This window comes from Cyanobium sp. ULC082, from assembly GCF_977927535.1.
In genome coordinates this window covers 1,069,237-1,085,206 of record NZ_OZ376398.1, presented here as the reverse complement: position 1 = coordinate 1,085,206, position 15,970 = coordinate 1,069,237, and the positions used below count along the sequence as shown (strand labels likewise).

General features: G+C 66.4%; 13 protein-coding genes and 1 tRNA gene. 8 read left to right on the top strand and 6 right to left on the bottom strand.

The window, feature by feature from the left end:
- Window positions 1-78: 78 nt before the first annotated feature.
- The 3 genes from ACXMDY_RS14750 to ppc are packed head-to-tail and all read left to right on the top strand — an operon-like array spanning window position 79 to window position 5,794.
- A complete protein-coding gene (locus ACXMDY_RS14750) occupies window positions 79-1,602 on the top strand; it encodes an anthranilate synthase component I family protein (protein WP_259700811.1) in 1,524 nt (507 codons plus the stop codon).
- Window positions 1,599-2,753 (top strand): glutamate--cysteine ligase, encoded by a 1,155-nt coding sequence (gene gshA / locus ACXMDY_RS14745; protein WP_259700810.1) that lies wholly within the window; start codon window positions 1,599-1,601, stop codon window positions 2,751-2,753. The genes ACXMDY_RS14750 and gshA overlap by 4 nt, the downstream gene beginning before the upstream one ends.
- A gap of 32 nt (window positions 2,754-2,785) precedes the next feature.
- Entirely contained in the window at window positions 2,786-5,794 is a 3,009-nt protein-coding gene (gene ppc / locus ACXMDY_RS14740) for a phosphoenolpyruvate carboxylase (RefSeq protein ID WP_259700809.1), read from the top strand.
- A gap of 485 nt (window positions 5,795-6,279) precedes the next feature.
- Here ppc and ACXMDY_RS14735 read toward each other — a convergent pair.
- Window positions 6,280-6,353: transfer RNA gene (locus ACXMDY_RS14735), tRNA-Arg, on the bottom strand.
- Between the two features lie 96 nt (window positions 6,354-6,449).
- Here ACXMDY_RS14735 and recF point away from each other — a divergent pair.
- Window positions 6,450-7,541, top strand: a complete 1,092-nt coding sequence (gene recF, locus ACXMDY_RS14730) for a DNA replication/repair protein RecF (protein ID WP_259700831.1) — start codon at window positions 6,450-6,452, stop codon at window positions 7,539-7,541.
- Between the two features lie 38 nt (window positions 7,542-7,579).
- Window positions 7,580-8,062, top strand: coding sequence for an adenosylmethionine decarboxylase (gene speD, locus ACXMDY_RS14725; protein WP_259700808.1), 483 nt, complete (start codon window positions 7,580-7,582; stop codon window positions 8,060-8,062).
- A gap of 67 nt (window positions 8,063-8,129) precedes the next feature.
- On the opposite strand, the gene larE is transcribed toward speD, so the two are convergent.
- Complete coding sequence (gene larE, locus ACXMDY_RS14720; RefSeq protein WP_259700807.1) at window positions 8,130-9,002, bottom strand: ATP-dependent sacrificial sulfur transferase LarE; 873 nt, start codon at window positions 9,000-9,002, stop codon at window positions 8,130-8,132.
- A gap of 45 nt (window positions 9,003-9,047) precedes the next feature.
- Here larE and ACXMDY_RS14715 point away from each other — a divergent pair, with 45 nt between their 5' ends.
- On the top strand, window positions 9,048-10,199 hold the full coding sequence (locus ACXMDY_RS14715; RefSeq protein WP_259700806.1) for a cob(I)yrinic acid a,c-diamide adenosyltransferase: 1,152 nt from the start codon (window positions 9,048-9,050) through the stop codon (window positions 10,197-10,199).
- Window positions 10,200-10,268: 69 nt separating this feature from the next.
- On the opposite strand, the gene moeB is transcribed toward ACXMDY_RS14715, so the two are convergent.
- Together moeB and ACXMDY_RS14705 are read right to left on the bottom strand one after the other, a co-directional pair.
- Entirely contained in the window at window positions 10,269-11,441 is a 1,173-nt protein-coding gene (gene moeB, locus ACXMDY_RS14710; RefSeq protein WP_259700805.1) for a molybdopterin-synthase adenylyltransferase MoeB, read from the bottom strand.
- A gap of 47 nt (window positions 11,442-11,488) precedes the next feature.
- On the bottom strand, window positions 11,489-12,025 hold the full coding sequence (locus ACXMDY_RS14705; protein WP_259700804.1) for a M67 family metallopeptidase: 537 nt from the start codon (window positions 12,023-12,025) through the stop codon (window positions 11,489-11,491).
- 47 nt (window positions 12,026-12,072) lie between these two features.
- Here ACXMDY_RS14705 and ACXMDY_RS14700 point away from each other — a divergent pair, with 47 nt between their 5' ends.
- A complete protein-coding gene (locus ACXMDY_RS14700) occupies window positions 12,073-12,474 on the top strand; it encodes a CAAD domain-containing protein (protein ID WP_259700803.1) in 402 nt (133 codons plus the stop codon).
- 62 nt (window positions 12,475-12,536) lie between these two features.
- Here the strand turns inward: ACXMDY_RS14700 and ACXMDY_RS14695 are convergent, their stop codons facing one another.
- Window positions 12,537-13,457, bottom strand: coding sequence for a fructosamine kinase family protein (locus tag ACXMDY_RS14695; protein ID WP_259700802.1), 921 nt, complete (start codon window positions 13,455-13,457; stop codon window positions 12,537-12,539).
- A gap of 52 nt (window positions 13,458-13,509) precedes the next feature.
- Here ACXMDY_RS14695 and crtD point away from each other — a divergent pair, with 52 nt between their 5' ends.
- Entirely contained in the window at window positions 13,510-15,033 is a 1,524-nt protein-coding gene (gene crtD, locus ACXMDY_RS14690) for a C-3',4' desaturase CrtD (RefSeq protein WP_259700801.1), read from the top strand.
- 43 nt (window positions 15,034-15,076) lie between these two features.
- Here the strand turns inward: crtD and ACXMDY_RS14685 are convergent, their stop codons facing one another.
- Complete coding sequence (locus ACXMDY_RS14685) at window positions 15,077-15,943, bottom strand: prephenate/arogenate dehydrogenase (protein ID WP_259700830.1); 867 nt, start codon at window positions 15,941-15,943, stop codon at window positions 15,077-15,079.
- Window positions 15,944-15,970 lie beyond the last annotated feature (27 nt).

Sequence of the window (15,970 nt, the reverse complement as noted above, 5' to 3'; positions counted from 1 at the left end):
CCCTGAGAGGGGCCAACCCTTCAACCCTTAGAAAGGCGGGGCCAGGTGCCCCGTTTTTTTTGCCTGGATGCAGCCGTGATGCCCTTTCCCGATCACGCCGGCTTCGCTGAGCTTGTGGCTGCCGGCAACACCTACATCCCGGTCTGGAAGCGCTGGCCCGCCGACCTGGAAACCCCTCTCACCACCTGGCTCAAGGTGGGGGCCAGCAGTCGCCATGGCGTGTTGCTCGAATCCGTCGAGGGGGGAGAGCGGCTGGGGCGCTGGAGTCTCGTGGTCGCTGAGCCGCTCTGGACCCTCACGGTTCGGGGCGAGCGGGCCCTGCAGTGCTGGCGGGATGGTCGGGAAACGGAGCACCGGGGCAACCCGTTCGAACTGCTGCCCCGCTGCCTGGAGGGCCTGCGTTCGGCACGGGTGCCGGGTCTGCCGCCGCTGGGGCAGCTGTTCGGTTTCTGGGGCTACGAACTGATCCGCTGGATCGAACCCACGGTGCCTGTCCATCCCAATGATCCCGAAGGGCCACCGGAAGGCTGCTGGATGCTGGCCGACAGCCTGCTGGTGTTCGACCAGGTGAAACGCCAGCTCACCGCCCTGGCCTATGCGGATCTCAGCAACGGCGCCAGCCCGGAGGAGGCCTACGCCGTGGCCGAAACCCGCATCGCCGCCCTGGAGCAGCGCATGCGCGGTCCGCTCCCCAGCGGGGTGGCACCTCTGGAGTGGACCTCAGAACCGAGCCGGGATCTGATCACCACAGGCAACCGCACCCAGGCCGACTACGAAACGGCGGTGGTGGCGGCCAGGGAACACATCGCCGCCGGCGACGTGTTCCAGCTGGTGATCAGTCAAAGGCTCGAAACCAGGATGCGGCGGGATCCGTTCGAGATCTACCGCAGCCTGCGGATGGTGAACCCCTCCCCCTACATGGCCTTTTTCAACTTCGGTGGCTGGTCTCTGATCGGCTCGAGCCCGGAGGTGATGGTGAAAGCCGAGCCCGCCGATCAGGGGATCCGGGCCTCGCTGCGACCGATTGCCGGAACCCGGCACCGAGGCGGCACGGACGCGGAGGATCAACGCCTGGAGGAAGAGTTGCTCGCCGATCCCAAGGAGCGGGCGGAGCATGTGATGCTGGTGGACCTGGGCCGCAACGACCTGGGGCGGGTCTGCCGACCCGGCAGCGTCGCGGTCACCGAGCTGATGGTGATCGAGCGCTATTCCCACGTCATGCACATCGTCAGCCAGGTGGAAGGACTTCTCGCTCCCGGCCAGGACATCTGGGCCCTGTTGAAAGCCTCCTTCCCGGCAGGCACAGTCAGTGGCGCGCCGAAAATCAGGGCCATGCAACTGATCCATGCGCTTGAGCCCGATGCCCGGGGGCCTTACTCCGGGGTGTACGGAGCCGTCGACCTCTGCGGAGCGCTCAACACCGCCATCACGATCCGCACCATGGTGGTGCTGCCTCACCCTGAGGGCGGATGGAGGGTGCAGGTCCAGGCGGGCGCCGGACTGGTGGCCGATTCCATCCCGGCCACCGAGTATCAGGAGACCCTCAACAAGGCCCAGGGGTTGCTCAAGGCCCTCGCCTGCCTGGAGGATGAAACGCCATGAGTGGTCCCTTGCTTCTGAAGGGCTTCGAGGTTGAGCTGTTCACCGGCCGGGCCGATGGCAGCGTGGTCGGCGTCGCCGAGCAGGTGGCCGCAACCCTGCCCGGCTTCGTGACCGAACCGGACCACCGCAACCTGGAGTACATCACTCATCCGGATGCCCACTACAGCGATCAGCTGACCATGCTTCAGGAGCCGCGGCGTCAGTTGCGGCAATGGCTGCAGAAGCGGCAACTCACCCTGCTGCCGGGCAGCACCTTGAGCCTGGGGGACAGCAGCCGATTCGAGCGGTCCGATCCCGCCAACGCGTATCACGGCTTCATCGAGGCCTCCTACGGCACCCGGGTGGTCACCGCCAGCGTGCATATCAACCTGGGGATCACGGCGATGGAACCACTCTTCGCCGCCTGCAGGCTGATCCGCTGCGAAGCCGCACTGCTGCTTGCCCTCAGCGCCAGTTCCCCCTTCCTCGATGGCGAGGCCACCGGAGCCCATTCGCAGCGCTGGCTCCAGTTCCCGCTCACCCCGGCCAAAGTTCCCCTGTTTCTGAATCATCCCCACTACATCGGTTGGATGGAAGAGCAATTGCTGGCCGGCACGATGCAGAACGTGAGACATCTCTGGACCTCGGTGCGCCCCAACGGTGAATGCCGCCCCCACGACCTGAATCGGCTTGAGATCCGCATCTGCGACCTGATCAGCGATCCACTGGTGCTGCTGGCCATCACGGCCTTTGCGGAATTGCGCCTGCACCAGTTGGGCCAGGATCCTGCCGCCCACGATCCGCTGCAGGCCAGCAGGCTCAGCCCGCTGGAGCTGGCTGAACTGGCCGACAGCAATGATCTCGCAGCGGCCCGCGGCAGCCTGGATGCCAGCCTGCTCGACTGGCGCACGGGCGAACATCGCCAGGCCCGCGCCTGGATTCAGGCGGAGCTCTCGGCGATGCAGCCCCTGGCCCGGCAGCTGGGCCTCGACCGCTGGCTCGCTCCGCTGGACCCGGTGCTGGAGCGGGGCAATGAGGCGATGCGCTGGTTGGCCCTGCACAGCCAGGGGGCCAGCATCGCCTCGATTCTCAGCGCTGAGATTCAGGGAATGGCGGAAAGCGAACGCCAGGCGGCACCACGCAACACAGCGGCCCTCAACCCTTTGGGATGATCATGAGCCCTTCCTTCGCTGAGCCGGCTCCCATGCGGCAGTCTCTGACCGCCCAATCAGCCGCCGTGGATGATCCCCAAGGCCTGGATCCCACCCTGCCCGCCCCGAGGGTGACCCGGCTGCTCGGCGAACGACTGGAGCTGGTGGAGGATCTCTGGAAAACAGTTCTGCTCAGTGAGTGTCCGCCTGATCAAGCCAGGCGTTTGCTGAGGTTGAAGGAACTCAGCGAGCCCAACGGCAGCCCCGATGGGTTGGAGTGCATCACCCCGATCGTGCAGCTGATCCGGGACATGGACCTGGCCGAAGCGATCGCCGCGGCCCGGGCCTTCTCCCTCTACTTCCAGCTGGTGAACATCCTCGAGCAACACATCGAGGAAGACAGTTATCTGGCCAGCCTCAAGGACGGATTGCCACCTCCGAGCCCGGACCCCTTCGCCCCCCCCCTGGCCAGCCAGACCGATCCAGCCACCTTCAAGGAGCTGTTCACCCGTCTTCGCGGCCTGAACGTCCCCCCCGCCCAGCTCGAAACGCTGCTGCAGGAGCTGGACATCCGCCTCGTCTTCACGGCCCACCCCACCGAAATCGTCAGGCACACGGTCAGGCATAAGCAGCGACGGGTCGCCTCCCTGATCCAGAAGCTGCAGCAGGACAGTCCGGCCGAACTGCACGATGAACGCAACCTGCGGCTGCAGCTTGAGGAGGAGATTCGCCTCTGGTGGCGCACCGACGAGCTGCACCAGTTCAAGCCCTCCGTGCTCGACGAGGTGGATTACGCCCTGCACTACTTCCAGCAGGTGCTCTTTGACGCCCTGCCCCTGCTGCGCCTGCGCATCCACAGCGCCCTGGCCGGCAGCTACCCCGATGTCGAACCACCCCGTGATGCGTTCTGCACCTTCGGCTCCTGGGTGGGCGCAGACCGGGATGGCAACCCCTCCGTCACACCCGACATCACCTGGCGCACCGCCTGTTATCAGCGTCAGATGATGATCGAGCGCTACATCAGCGCCGTCGGAGATCTGCGCGACCAGCTCAGCATCTCCATGCAATGGAGCCAGGTGAGCGCTCCGCTGCTCGAATCGCTGGAAATCGATCGGCTGCGCTTCCCCGACATCTACGAGGAGCGGGCCGCCCGCTACCGGCTCGAACCCTATCGGCTCAAGCTCAGTTACACCCTGGAGCGGCTCCAGCTCACCCACCAGCGCAACCAGCAACTGGCTGAAGCTGGCTGGGAATCCCCCTGCGACGGTCCCAGCAATCCGATCGGGCTGTCATCCATCGGCACCGGGCTGGTCTCCTCCCCGGCCGAGGATCTTCACTACGACTCCGTCGATGCGTTCCGCACCGACCTCGAACTGCTCCGCGACAGCCTCGAGAACACCGGGCTGAGCTGTGAGCCACTGCGCAAGCTGCTCAGCCAGGTGCACATCTTCGGCTTCAGCCTCGCCACCCTCGACATCCGCCAGGAAAGCACCCGACACAGTGACGCCCTGGATGAACTGAGCCGCTACCTGCAACTGCCGATTCCCTACGGCGAGATGGATGAGGAACAGCGCATCGTCTGGCTGCTCGATGAGCTGCAGACCCGCCGCCCCCTGCTGCCGCCAGCCGCTGCCTGGACAGCCTCCACCGCCGAATCGTTTGGTGTGTTCCGCATGCTGGAGCGGCTGCAGCGGGAGTTCGGCACCCGGATCTGCAGCAGTTACGTGATCTCGATGTCCCATACGGTCTCGGATCTGCTGGAGGTGATGCTTCTGGCCAAGGAGGCCGGTCTGGTGGACCCTCAGGCCGTGAGCACCCAGCTGCTGGTGGTGCCCCTGTTCGAAACCGTCGAAGACCTGCAACGGGCTCCGGCCGTGATGGATCGGCTGTTCGCCGAACCCTTCTATCGCCGGTTGCTGGCCAGCAGCAGTGACACGGGCAAGCCGCTGCAGGAAGTGATGCTGGGCTACTCAGACAGCAACAAGGATTCCGGCTTCCTCTCCAGCAACTGGGAGATCCACAAGGCTCAGATCTCCCTGCAGCGTCTGGCCAGCCAGCACGATGTGGCCCTGCGCATCTTCCACGGTCGGGGTGGATCGGTGGGCCGCGGCGGCGGTCCCGCCTACCAGGCGATTCTGGCCCAACCCAGCGGCACCATGAACGGGCGGATCAAGATCACCGAGCAGGGTGAGGTGCTGGCCTCGAAATACTCCCTGCCGGAGCTGGCGCTCTACAACCTCGAAACAATGACCACTGCCGTGCTCCAGAACAGTCTGGTCAGCACCAGCCTCGATGACACGCCCAGCTGGAATGCCCTGATGGCCAGGCTGGGGGCCAGCTCGCGCCGGCATTACCGCAAGCTCGTCCACGAGAATCCTGATCTGGTGGCCTTCTTCCAGCAGGTCACGCCGATCGAGGAGATCAGCAAACTGCAGATCTCCAGCCGGCCGGCCCGGCGCAAGAGCGGCGCCAAGGATCTCTCCAGCCTGCGGGCGATTCCCTGGGTGTTCGGCTGGACCCAGAGCCGTTTTCTACTGCCCAGCTGGTTTGGGGTCGGGGCCGCTTTGCAGGAGGAACTGGAGCAGGACCCAGGCCAGCTTGAGCTGCTGCGGCTGCTCTACCAGCGCTGGCCTTTCTTCCGAATGCTGATCTCGAAGGTGGAGATGACCCTCTCGAAGGTCGACCTCGATCTGGCCCATCATTATGTGCAGGCCCTCGGCCGGCCGGAAAACCGCGAGGCTTTCGAGCAGATCTTCGAGGTGATCGCCGCTGAGTTCATTCTCACCCGTGATTTCGTCCTGCAGATCTCCGGCCACAAACGGCTGCTCGATGGCGACCCGGCACTGCAGCTCTCGGTAGACCTGCGCAACCGCACGATCATTCCGCTGGGTTTCCTGCAGGTGGCCCTGCTGCGAAGGCTGCGGGATCAGAACCGTCAACCACCGATGAGCGAAGCGAGCGGCGAGCGGGGCGATGGACGCACCTACAGCCGCAGTGAACTGCTGCGCGGCGCGCTGCTGACGATCAACGGCATCGCTGCCGGCATGCGCAACACGGGCTGAACAGCGATTGATTCCTTTTCGCAGTCAACCCGCCTCTCCGCGGCTCCCCGAGGGATACACGCTCAGCAGTGAGGATCTGCCCAGTCCAGCGGAACTCAATCAACTGCTGATGTCCTGCGGGGAACAAGGCCGGAAACCGGAGCGCCTGCGCCTGGGGCTGGAACGCAGTGCCTGGCACTTCAGTGTGCGTGACCGATCCGGAACGCTGGTGGGTTTCGTGCGGGCCACCAGCGATCAGGCCCTCAATGCCAATCTCTGGGATCTGGCCGCCTCCCCGACCGATCAGGAGCAGGCCATCCTGTTCTCGGTGCTGGTGCAGAAGGCCCTGGCTCGCCTGAGAAAAGAGCTGAGCGGCTGCAGTGTTTCCGTGGCGGCTCCACCTGCGGCCCTTCAGGCTCTGCAACATCACGGCTTTCTGGTGGATCCAGGGGGAATCCGCGCCATGGGGCTCTCCCTGGAAGCACCGGTTTTGAGCAAGGGTGAAACGAGCATGGAGGGATTCGAACCCCCGACCCTCAGAACCGGAATCTGATGCTCTATCCAGCTGAGCTACATGCCCGTGTTGCGGCAAGAAACCGCACAGGCCCAGGCGGCTGCCTGTCCTGATCGGGGTACCTTAGCGGCACGTCGCCCCGGTCCCATTCAGCTCAACCGACTGGAGCTGCATCACTTCCGCAACTACTCCCATCTGACGCTCGACCTGGAGGCCCCGAGGCTGCTGGTGATCGGCGCCAACGGCGAAGGCAAATCCAACCTTCTGGAGGCCGTCGAACTGCTGGGCAGCCTCCGTTCGCACCGCGCCGCCAACGACCAGGATCTGATCGAACATGGCCAGCCCGCCGCCAGGATCCTGGCCCGCTGCGGCGATGACCAGCTGGAGCTGGAGCTCAGACGGCGCGGCGGCCGTCTGGCCAGGCGAAATGGCAAAGCGCTTGAGCGCCAGCACGACCTGATCGGTCCCCTGCGGGTGGTTGGGTTCAGCGCCCTCGACCTGGAGCTGGTACGGGGTGAACCGGCCCTCAGGCGCCATTGGCTGGATCGGGTGGTTCTTCAGCTCGAGCCGGTCTACAGCGAGTTGCTGCGCCGCTATGGACGGCTGCTGCGCCAGCGCGCCCACCTGTTCAAACGGGGCCTGGGAGCGGATCAGCACCCCGACCTGCTGGATGCCTTCGACCAGCAGATGGCCCTGGTGGGCACACGGCTGCATCGCCGCCGCCGCCGGGCCCTGGCTCGGTTGCAGCCCCTTGCCGCCGCCTGGCAACAACACCTCAGCGGCGGCAAGGAGAGACTGGAGCTGGTGTATCAGGCCGGCAGCCGTCTCGACGGCCAGGAGGAGGAGGCACCCTGGCGGGAAGCGCTCAGCGAACAGCTGCGGGGGCAGAGGGCAGAGGAAATCCGCCTTGGTCACTGCCTTGTCGGTCCCCATCGCGATGAGATCGGCATGCTGCTGGCCGGACAACCGGCACGGCGCTACGGGTCGGCCGGCCAGCAACGCACCCTCGTGCTGGCCCTGAAGCTGGCCGAACTGGAGCTGGTGCGACAGCTCTGGGGGCAACCGCCCCTGCTGCTGCTCGATGACGTCCTGGCCGAACTCGACGCCCAACGCCAGCAACTCCTGCTGGAAGCTGTGGGTGATGGCCACCAGTGCCTGATCAGCGCTACCCATGTGGAGAGGTTCGGTGCCGGCTGGGCAGCGCGATCCCAGCAGGTGAACATCTGTGGCGGGGCGGTGGTGCCGATCCCATAGGGTGGTGCCTAGGATGAATAGCTGTTCGATCGACTTCGATGACCCAGACCCTGCCCTGCCTCCACCCCAACCCGGGATGGAGTGGAGCCCAAAGCAGCGACATCCCCCAGCCCCACGCTCCCAGTGCCCCCGAAATGGTGGGGAAACACTGCATCCTCGAGCTCTACGACTGTGACTCCGCCAAGCTCGATGACGAAGCATTTCTCAGGAGCGCCATCACCAACGCAGCAAAGCGTGCTGGCGCCACACTCCTGAACCTGATCACCCACCGGTTCGAACCACAGGGCGTGACGGGGTTGGCTCTTCTGGCTGAATCCCACATCTCGATCCACACCTGGCCCGAATCGGGCTATGCCGCCGTCGATGTGTTCACCTGCGGCGATCACACCATGCCGGAGCGGGCCTGTCAGGTGCTGAGCGAGGAACTCACGGCCGGCCACCACAAGCTCAAGAGCTTCCGGCGTGAAACGCCTCTGGCCATCACCGGCGAGATCCGATTACCGGTGGTGCTGGCGGCCTGAGCCAGCCATCGCCGGTTCGGAGGCTTCAGTCCCAGCCCCCCGAACCGGGCGGCCCGCCAATCTGGCCCTAGCTTGCCTGGCTGGGGCTCTTCCCGAGGCTCCGGCGGTTGAGCTTGCCACTCACCAGACCTTCAAGATCCAGGCTCACCGCCGTGAAACCAAGGGCAAGGAACGCGCTGACAAGCTCCTGACGGGGCAGGGTCTGAAGCAACGAATCAACGGACGCGACCGGCACTTCGATCCTGGCGGTTTCTCCCTGGCAGCGGACCCGCATCTCGCGGACACCCTGCTGGCGCAACCAGTCTTCGGCAGCAGCCACCCTGTCCAGCCGCGTCGCGTTGATCGGCTCTCCATAGGGGAAGCGTGAGGCCAGACAGGGCTGGGCAGGCTTGTCCCACCAGGGGAATCCAAGGGCTCGAGACAGCTGGCGCACCGAAGCTTTGTCGATGCCAAGCTCCGCCAGTGGTGATGCCACACCACGCTCGCTCGCCGCCCGGATTCCGGGTCGGTGATCGCCGAGATCGTCAAGGTTCACACCATCGATCACCCGAGCAGCGCCCGCCTCGGCGGCCAAGAGAGCCAGCAGACTGTGCAGCTCTTTCTTGCAGGCATAACAGCGCTCGCTGGGATTGGCCGCATAGGCGGGATCGCTCAGCTCCGCCGTGGCGATCTCGCGATGACGGATCCCCATCCAGCTGGCCTGCCAACGGGCTTCCTGCAACAGATGGGGAGCCAGGGCCGGAGAGACACCGGTGATCGCCAGGGCCCTTTCACCGAGTTGCTCAGCTGCTATCGCCGCCACCAGGGCGCTGTCCACACCGCCGGAATAGGCGACGACGATGGGCTCCGGCGCGGCGAAGAACCGGCGCAGACGATCGAGCTGGTTCTGGAGACCCTCCGGAAGGGTTTCCACCAGAGGATGCTGAACCGATGACGACATGGCCCCGGGTTCGGCTCGTTAGAGTTCAACCGTAGAAGGCCGTCGATGACAGCGACTTCAAGCGGAACTGGCCGCGGCATCGGCATCCGCACCGCTGCCGGCAGCAACGAACGCAGCCATGGTCAGCTGCACGTCTATGACGGCGAAGGCAAAGGAAAGAGCCAGGCGGCCCTTGGCGTTGTGCTGCGGACAATCGGCCTGGGAATCTGTGAGCGCAGACGCACCCGGGTCCTGCTGCTGCGATTTCTGAAGGGGCCAGGGCGCTCCTACGATGAAGATGCGGCCATCGAAGCCCTGCAGCAGGGCTTCCCCCACCTGATCGATCAGGTGCGAACCGGCCGGGGTGACTTCTTCACTGCCGCGGAAGCCAGCCGCTTCGACCGCCAGGAGGCGCAGCGCGGCTGGGACATCGCCAAGGGGGCGATTGCCAGTGCCCTGTACTCCGTGGTGGTGCTCGATGAGCTCAATCCCGTGCTCGATCTCGGCCTGCTCGACACCAGCGACGTGGTGAAGACCCTCGCCGCCAAGGCGGAGGGGATGGAGGTGATCGTGACGGGCCGGGGAGCTCCGCTGCCTCTGGTGCAACTGGCCGATCTTCACTCGGAGATGCGGGCCCATCACCACCCCCAGGCCAGGGATGCCGGCCTGGCCGGCATCGAGATCTACACCGGTGATGGCAAGGGCAAATCCACCAGCGCCCTGGGCAAGGCACTGCAGGCGATCGGCCGGGGCATCAGCCAGGACAAGAGCCACCGGGTGCTGATCCTGCAATGGCTCAAAGGCGGCAGCGGCTACACCGAAGATGCGGCGATCGCCGCCCTGCGCGAAAGCTTTCCCCACCTGGTGGATCACCTGCGCTCCGGGCGCGATGCCATCGTCTGGCGCGGCCAGCAGCTTCCGATTGATTACGTGGAAGCCGAGCGAGCCTGGGAAATCGCCAGGGCGGCGATCGCCAGCGGCCTCTACAAAACGGTGATCCTCGATGAGCTCAATCCCACCGTGGACCTTGAGCTCCTCCCGGTGGAGCCGATCGTGCAGACGCTGTTGCGCAAGCCCGCCGAAACGGAGGTGATCATCACCGGCCGCTGCAAGAACCCCCCGGCCTACTTCGATCTGGCCAGCGTGCACTCAGAAATGGTCTGCCACAAGCACTACGCCGAGCGGGGAGTGGAACTCAAACGGGGCGTCGACTACTGATCCGGCCCAGCCTGGAGCTGGATCAACCGGGTCAGGATCACGGCTCAGGGTGATGGGTCAAGGCGAGGGTCAATAGAGTGGAACAGAGGGATCCACTTCCCTGCTCCAGGCATTGATGCCCCCGTCCACGTTGACACCCTCGATGCCATGGCGCTGGAGGGCTAGCAGGGCCTTGGCGGAGCGCCCCCCGAGCTTGCAGTGAACGTGCAGCTGCTTGCCGGCGGCCAGCCGCCGAACTTCCTCCACGGCTTCGCCGCTCTCGATTCGATCGAGGGGGATCAGCACCGCGCCCGGGATCACGGCGATTTCCGCCTCGGGCGGGTTGCGCACATCCAGAAGCAGCAGCTCGGCCGGTTGGCGGTCCAGCAGTGCCTTGAGATCGGTCACCGAAATCCCCCGCATCGCACCCGCTTCCTCCATCCCCGGCGCCGAGCCGCCGACACCGCAGAACTCCTGATAATCAATCAGCCTGTCGATCACCGGCCGCTCCGGACTTGGCCGCAGCTTCAGCTCCCGGAAAGACATCTTCAGGGCATCGAAGAGCAACAACCGGCCGCTCAGGCTGGTGCCGATGCCGGTGATGATCTTCACCGCCTCGGTGGCCTGGATCATGCCGATGATCCCGGGCAGAACACCCACCACACCCCCTTCCGCACAGGAAGGGACCATGCCAGGCGGGGGGGGCTCGGGGAACAGATCGCGGTAGTTGGGGCTGGCCGCATCGAGGTTGAACACGGTGGCCTGACCTTCGAAACGGAAGATCGAGCCGTAGACGTTCGGCTTGCCGAGCAGCACGCAGGCGTCGTTGACCAGGTACCGGGTGGGGAAGTTATCGGTGCCGTCGCAGACGAGGTCGTAGGGCTCGATGATCTCCAGGGCATTCTCACTGGTGAGAGCGGTCTCGTAGAGATCCACCTGGCAGTGGGGATTGATTTCGTGGATCCGGTGCTTCGCCGATTCGATCTTCGGCTTGCCCACCCAGCTGGTGCCGTGGATCACCTGGCGCTGCAGATTGCTGGTGTCGACCACATCGAAATCAACGATGCCGAGCCGGCCGACCCCTGCTGCAGCGAGGTAGAGCAACAGTGGTGAACCCAGTCCACCGGTGCCGACGCAAAGCACCGAGGCGGCTTTGAGGCGCTTCTGGCCCTCCATGCCCACCTCCGGAAGAATCAGGTGTCGGGAGAACCGCGCCACCTCATCTGGACTGAGCTGAACGCCGGTGGTATCAGGAGGAAGCATGGTCAGAAGGCCGCGGCCATGGGCAGCCGCCTGGCGCGGCCATCCCCCTAGTGTCCCAAATCCCCGATCCGGATGGTCAGGGGGCGGGCAGCCGCCATCTGCTCAGCGGGATCGTCATCCCCAGCCGTGAGCCACCAGGCCCGGATGGTCACGCCGGCTGGTTCGAGGGGCGAAGACTGGCCAGTGGCCCCGGCGATCAGCATCAAGGTGGGAGCCACCGCGAGGCTCCGGTCCAGCGGCGATGGAACCGGCTGACCGCCTGGATGGGAGTGGGCCGTGCCGATCAGCTGCCAGCCGCGCTGACGCCCCCACTTCTGGGCCATCAGCTGCTCACGCGGATCAACCGCGAAGCGGCCGTGGCGCTCGGAAGGGGGATCCCACACGTTCAGGCAAGGCCAGACAGCTGCGATCCAGATCGGTTCCGGGCCGGCCATCGCCCCGATCGACGGGCGACATGTAGCTCCAAACCATGGCCCCAGCAGCAGAGCGCAACTTTCTCTGGGGGTTTCGGCCGTGAGAATCGCCTCCAGCAAGGTCAGCTGATCCCGATCGATGTGCAGCAGCTCTGGCCAGGTCTGTTCCACACCGATACCTTATGGGTTTGAATCCCAGATCCATCGCCTCTCCCTTGATGAGCGAAGCCAGCACCGAGCAGCAGGAGGAAACCGTGTCAGGAGAGCAAACTGTGTCGAGCGGATCTGCTGAAGGATCAGCAACCGACTCCGGCGTGAACTTCACGGAGCGCTACAGCGAAATCCTCGGCAAAATCAACCAGAGCCTCGACCGGGTCGACTGGAGTCAGGCCGGCCGCATCGGCAAGGCAGGAGGAATTCTTCTGGCCGTGATCGTCGCCCAGATCCTGATCAAGGGTGTGCTCGACACGATCAATCTGTTGCCGGTGATCCCCGGCCTCCTGGAGCTGCTGGGATTGGTGATCGTCGGTCAGTGGAGCTGGCACAACCTCACCACCAGCGAGAAGCGCTCCGCCGTGGTCAGCCGCCTGCAGACCCTTCGCCAGGAGTATCTGGGCTGAGCCCCAGCCATGGGCGGCGGTCCACCAATCTCACCGGAGACCAGCCCGTTGCAGCGATCCGATCAGGCTTGGCTGGGAGGGACGCGCATCAGCAGCTGCTCAACCGAGCTTTCCACCTGGTTCCAGTAGCCACCTCCGAACAGGTTGGCATGGTTGAGGAGGTGGTACAGGTTGTAGGCAGAACAGCGCTGCTCATGGCCTTCGGGCAGCGGCCACTCAGCGCCATAGCCCTGGAAGAAGGGCTCAGGGAAGCCACCGAACAAGCGGGCCATCGCCAGATCCACCTCCCGGTCACCGCGATACACCGCAGGATCGAACAGGGCGCCGCAGGCACGGCCTGAAGCCAGCAGGGCGACGTTGCCGCTCCACAGATCACCATGCACCAGACACGAAACTGGCTGGTGGCCGTTCAGCCAGGCTGGAAGCCGCCGGAGGAGGGTCTGCAGTGGCCCGGCCAACCGGGATCCCGCCGGGTTGTGGGCCGCCAGGGCCCTCTCGAGCTGGGGCCTGATCCGGCGTTCTGCAAAGAAGTGCCCCCAATCGGAGCACCAGCCGTTGGGCTGGGGGCCGGAACCGATGAAATTGTCCTGGTTCCATCCGAAAGCCACCGACTCCTGGCCACTGCTGCGGCGATGCAACCTGGCCAGCGCCGCCCCCAGCTGCCGCCACCCCTCGCCTGAACCAGCTGGGGCCAGCTGGAGCCACTCCATCACCAGCAGGGCCCGCCCGCCCTCCAGGCCGCAGAACAGCGGCGCGGGAACCAGCAGCTCAGCATCCGCCAACGGTGCCAGGGCCCTGAGGCCAGCGGCTTCAGCAGCCAGCACCGGCAGGGCTGCGGCGCTGTTGGTCTTGGCGAACAGGCGCCGGCCATCGGCCAGCTCCAGGCACCAGGCCCGGTGGATGCAGCCGCCGGCCACCGCACTGCTGCTGAGCAGGGTGGTGGCGAGCTGCCGCTCGGTCCAGCCGCTCAGTTGCTGTGCCATCGGCCCACCTCGCCAGGCTGCCAGCATGCCTTCTTCCTGTTAACCAGGCCGCATGGCCCCAAGCCGAATCGCTGCCGAGGCCCACGCCGATGTGGTGGTGGTGGGGGCAGGGATCGCTGGCCTCACGGCCGCTTCCCTGCTGGCCAGAGAGGGGTTGCAGGTGGAGCTGCTGGAGGCCCACCACCAGAGCGGCGGCTGCGCCGGCACCTTCCGCCGCGGTGCCTACACCTTCGATGTGGGCGCCACCCAGGTGGCCGGGCTGGAGCCCGGCGGCATCCACGACCGCCTCTTCCGCCAGCTGGGCGTGGAGCCACCGGCAGCCACACCGCTCGATCCCGGCTGCCTGGTGGATCTCGCCGACGGCAGCACCCCGGTCGCCCTCTGGCGCGACCCCGAGCGCTGGGCTTCCGAGCGGCAACGGCAGTTCCCGGGCTCAGAGCGGTTCTGGAGCCTCTGCCAGGCCATCCACCAGGCCAACTGGGGCTTTGCCGGTCGTGAGCCGGTGCTGCCGCCCCGCAACCTCTGGGACCTGGGCCAGCTGCTGGGGGCGCTGCGGCCGGCCAACCTGGCCAGTGGCCTGCTGACAGGGGCGAGCGTGGCCGATCTGCTCTGGCTCAGCGGCTGCGCTGCCGATCCACGGCTGCGGCGCTTCCTTGATCTGCAGCTGCGGCTCTATTCCCAGGAACCGGCCGAGCGCACCGCCGCCCTGTATGGAGCCAGCGTGCTGGCGATGGCCCAGGAGCCCCTCGGGCTGTGGCATCTGGAAGGTTCGATGCAGGGGTTGAGCAGCGCCCTGGAGCAGGCCCTCTCAGCAGCTGGCGGCAGGCTGTGGCTGCGGCACCGGGTGACGGGACTGGGGCCCGCGCCCGGGGGAGGTTGGCAGCTGGAGGGGGAAGGCCCCGGGGGGCAACCGTTCCAGCTGCACGGCAGGGAGCTGATCTGCACGGCGCCACCCCAGGCCCTGCCGGCGTTACTGGGGGAGGCCCTGCCACCTGGGTACAGGCGTCGCCTGGAGGGCTTCGGGGATCCCAGCGGCGCCCTGGTGCTCTACGCGGCGGTCGAGCGCAGCGCCCTGCCAGGCGACTGTCCCGCCCATCTGCAGCTCGACTGGGCCGACCCCGGCTCCCTGTTCGTGTCGGTGAGCCGCGAGGGCGATGGCCGGGCGCCAGCGGGAGAAGCCACTGTGATCGCCAGTGTGTTCACTGCGGCGCGGCCCTGGTTCGAGGGCGACGCATCCAGTTATCTCGCCCGCAAACAGAAGGCGCTGGCGGGCCTTCAGGCCGGGCTCAGCCAATTGCTGGGGCTCACCACGGCGCATTACCGCCACGCTGAGCTGTCCACTCCGCGCAGCTTCGAGCGCTGGACAAGTCGGCCCTTCGGCTTCGTGGGCGGGCTGGGCCAGCAGCCTTCCCGCTTCGGCCCCTTCGGGCTGGCCAGCCGCACCCCCCTGCCGGGCTTCTGGCTCTGCGGCGATGCGATCTATCCCGGCGAAGGCACCGCGGGCGTCAGCCTCTCGGCGCAGATGGTCTGCCGGCAGCTGCTGGCGGGGCGGGGGAGGGAGCCATCGCCGCCCTGAAGCAGATGGATGCTTTGGATGGCTCTGGAAAAACAGCTGCGCGTCACAGAAAGGGAGGTCGCAACTGACGGCACTGCTCGAGCTCAGCCGCCAGTTGCGGCCAGTGCTGCTGCTGAACAAGGCACTCCAGCTCCTCCAGCGCCTTGCGGTAATGCGCCAGACCCTGCAGCACCGCTTCCCGATTACACCGGGCCATCAGGGTGCCCAGCTCCGGGTTGCCGGCCCCCACCCGCGTGGTGTCGGCGAAACCGCTGGAGGCGAGCGAACGCGCCAGAGCTGGAACGGCACCGGCAGCGGCGGCGCCCCCCCGATCCGCGGCCAGGAGCAAGGCGGCACTCACCAGCACCGGCAGATGCGAAATCAGCGCCACCGCCCGGTCGTGGTCGGAGGCGGCGCATTCCAGCCACTGCGCGCCAACCGCTTCGGCCAACTCCCTCACCATCGCCAGGGCGGCAGGGTCGGTCGCCGGGGCAGGGGTGGCGACCCAGGGGCGGCCGCAGAAGAGATCGGGCTGGCCGGCCTCCACACCGGCTGCCGCCGTGCCCGCCATCGGATGGCTGGCCACGAAACGGGGGACCAGATCGTGCCAGGCCGCCAGCACCGGCCCCTTCACCGAGCCCACATCGGTGATCACAGCACCGGGCGGCAGCGCGGCGACCAGCTCCGGCGGCGGATCGAGCAGCCGATCGAGCGGCAGGGCCAGCACCACCAGGCCACAGCCCGCCAGCACACTGGGTTCGGTGCTGATCCTTGAGGCCAGGCCCCGTTGCCGGGCCCGCTCGGCCGTGGCCTGCCGGTGCACCAGAGCCCGCACCTCCAGACCCCGGGCCAGCAGATCAAGGCCGAGGGATCCGCCGATCAGCCCCAGCCCGACCAGGCCCACCGGATGCTCTCGCCACTGGGTTGTCATCATCGGCACGGCTCTCTGGGCTCAGCT

Excerpts from the sequence above, each read along its gene's own strand:
- ACXMDY_RS14750 (WP_259700811.1), top strand. The coding sequence starts at position 79 with ATGCCCTTTCCCGATCACGCCGGCTTCGCTGAGCTTGTGGCTGCCGGC.
- gshA (WP_259700810.1), top strand. The coding sequence starts at position 1,599 with ATGAGTGGTCCCTTGCTTCTGAAGGGCTTCGAGGTTGAGCTGTTCACC.
- ppc (WP_259700809.1), top strand. The coding sequence starts at position 2,786 with ATGCGGCAGTCTCTGACCGCCCAATCAGCCGCCGTGGATGATCCCCAA.
- speD (WP_259700808.1), top strand. The coding sequence starts at position 7,580 with ATGACCCAGACCCTGCCCTGCCTCCACCCCAACCCGGGATGGAGTGGA.
- larE (WP_259700807.1), bottom strand. The coding sequence starts at position 9,002 with ATGTCGTCATCGGTTCAGCATCCTCTGGTGGAAACCCTTCCGGAGGGT.
- ACXMDY_RS14715 (WP_259700806.1), top strand. The coding sequence starts at position 9,048 with ATGACAGCGACTTCAAGCGGAACTGGCCGCGGCATCGGCATCCGCACC.
- moeB (WP_259700805.1), bottom strand. The coding sequence starts at position 11,441 with ATGCTTCCTCCTGATACCACCGGCGTTCAGCTCAGTCCAGATGAGGTG.
- ACXMDY_RS14700 (WP_259700803.1), top strand. The coding sequence starts at position 12,073 with ATGAGCGAAGCCAGCACCGAGCAGCAGGAGGAAACCGTGTCAGGAGAG.
- ACXMDY_RS14695 (WP_259700802.1), bottom strand. The coding sequence starts at position 13,457 with ATGGCACAGCAACTGAGCGGCTGGACCGAGCGGCAGCTCGCCACCACC.
- crtD (WP_259700801.1), top strand. The coding sequence starts at position 13,510 with ATGGCCCCAAGCCGAATCGCTGCCGAGGCCCACGCCGATGTGGTGGTG.
- ACXMDY_RS14685 (WP_259700830.1), bottom strand. The coding sequence starts at position 15,943 with ATGACAACCCAGTGGCGAGAGCATCCGGTGGGCCTGGTCGGGCTGGGG.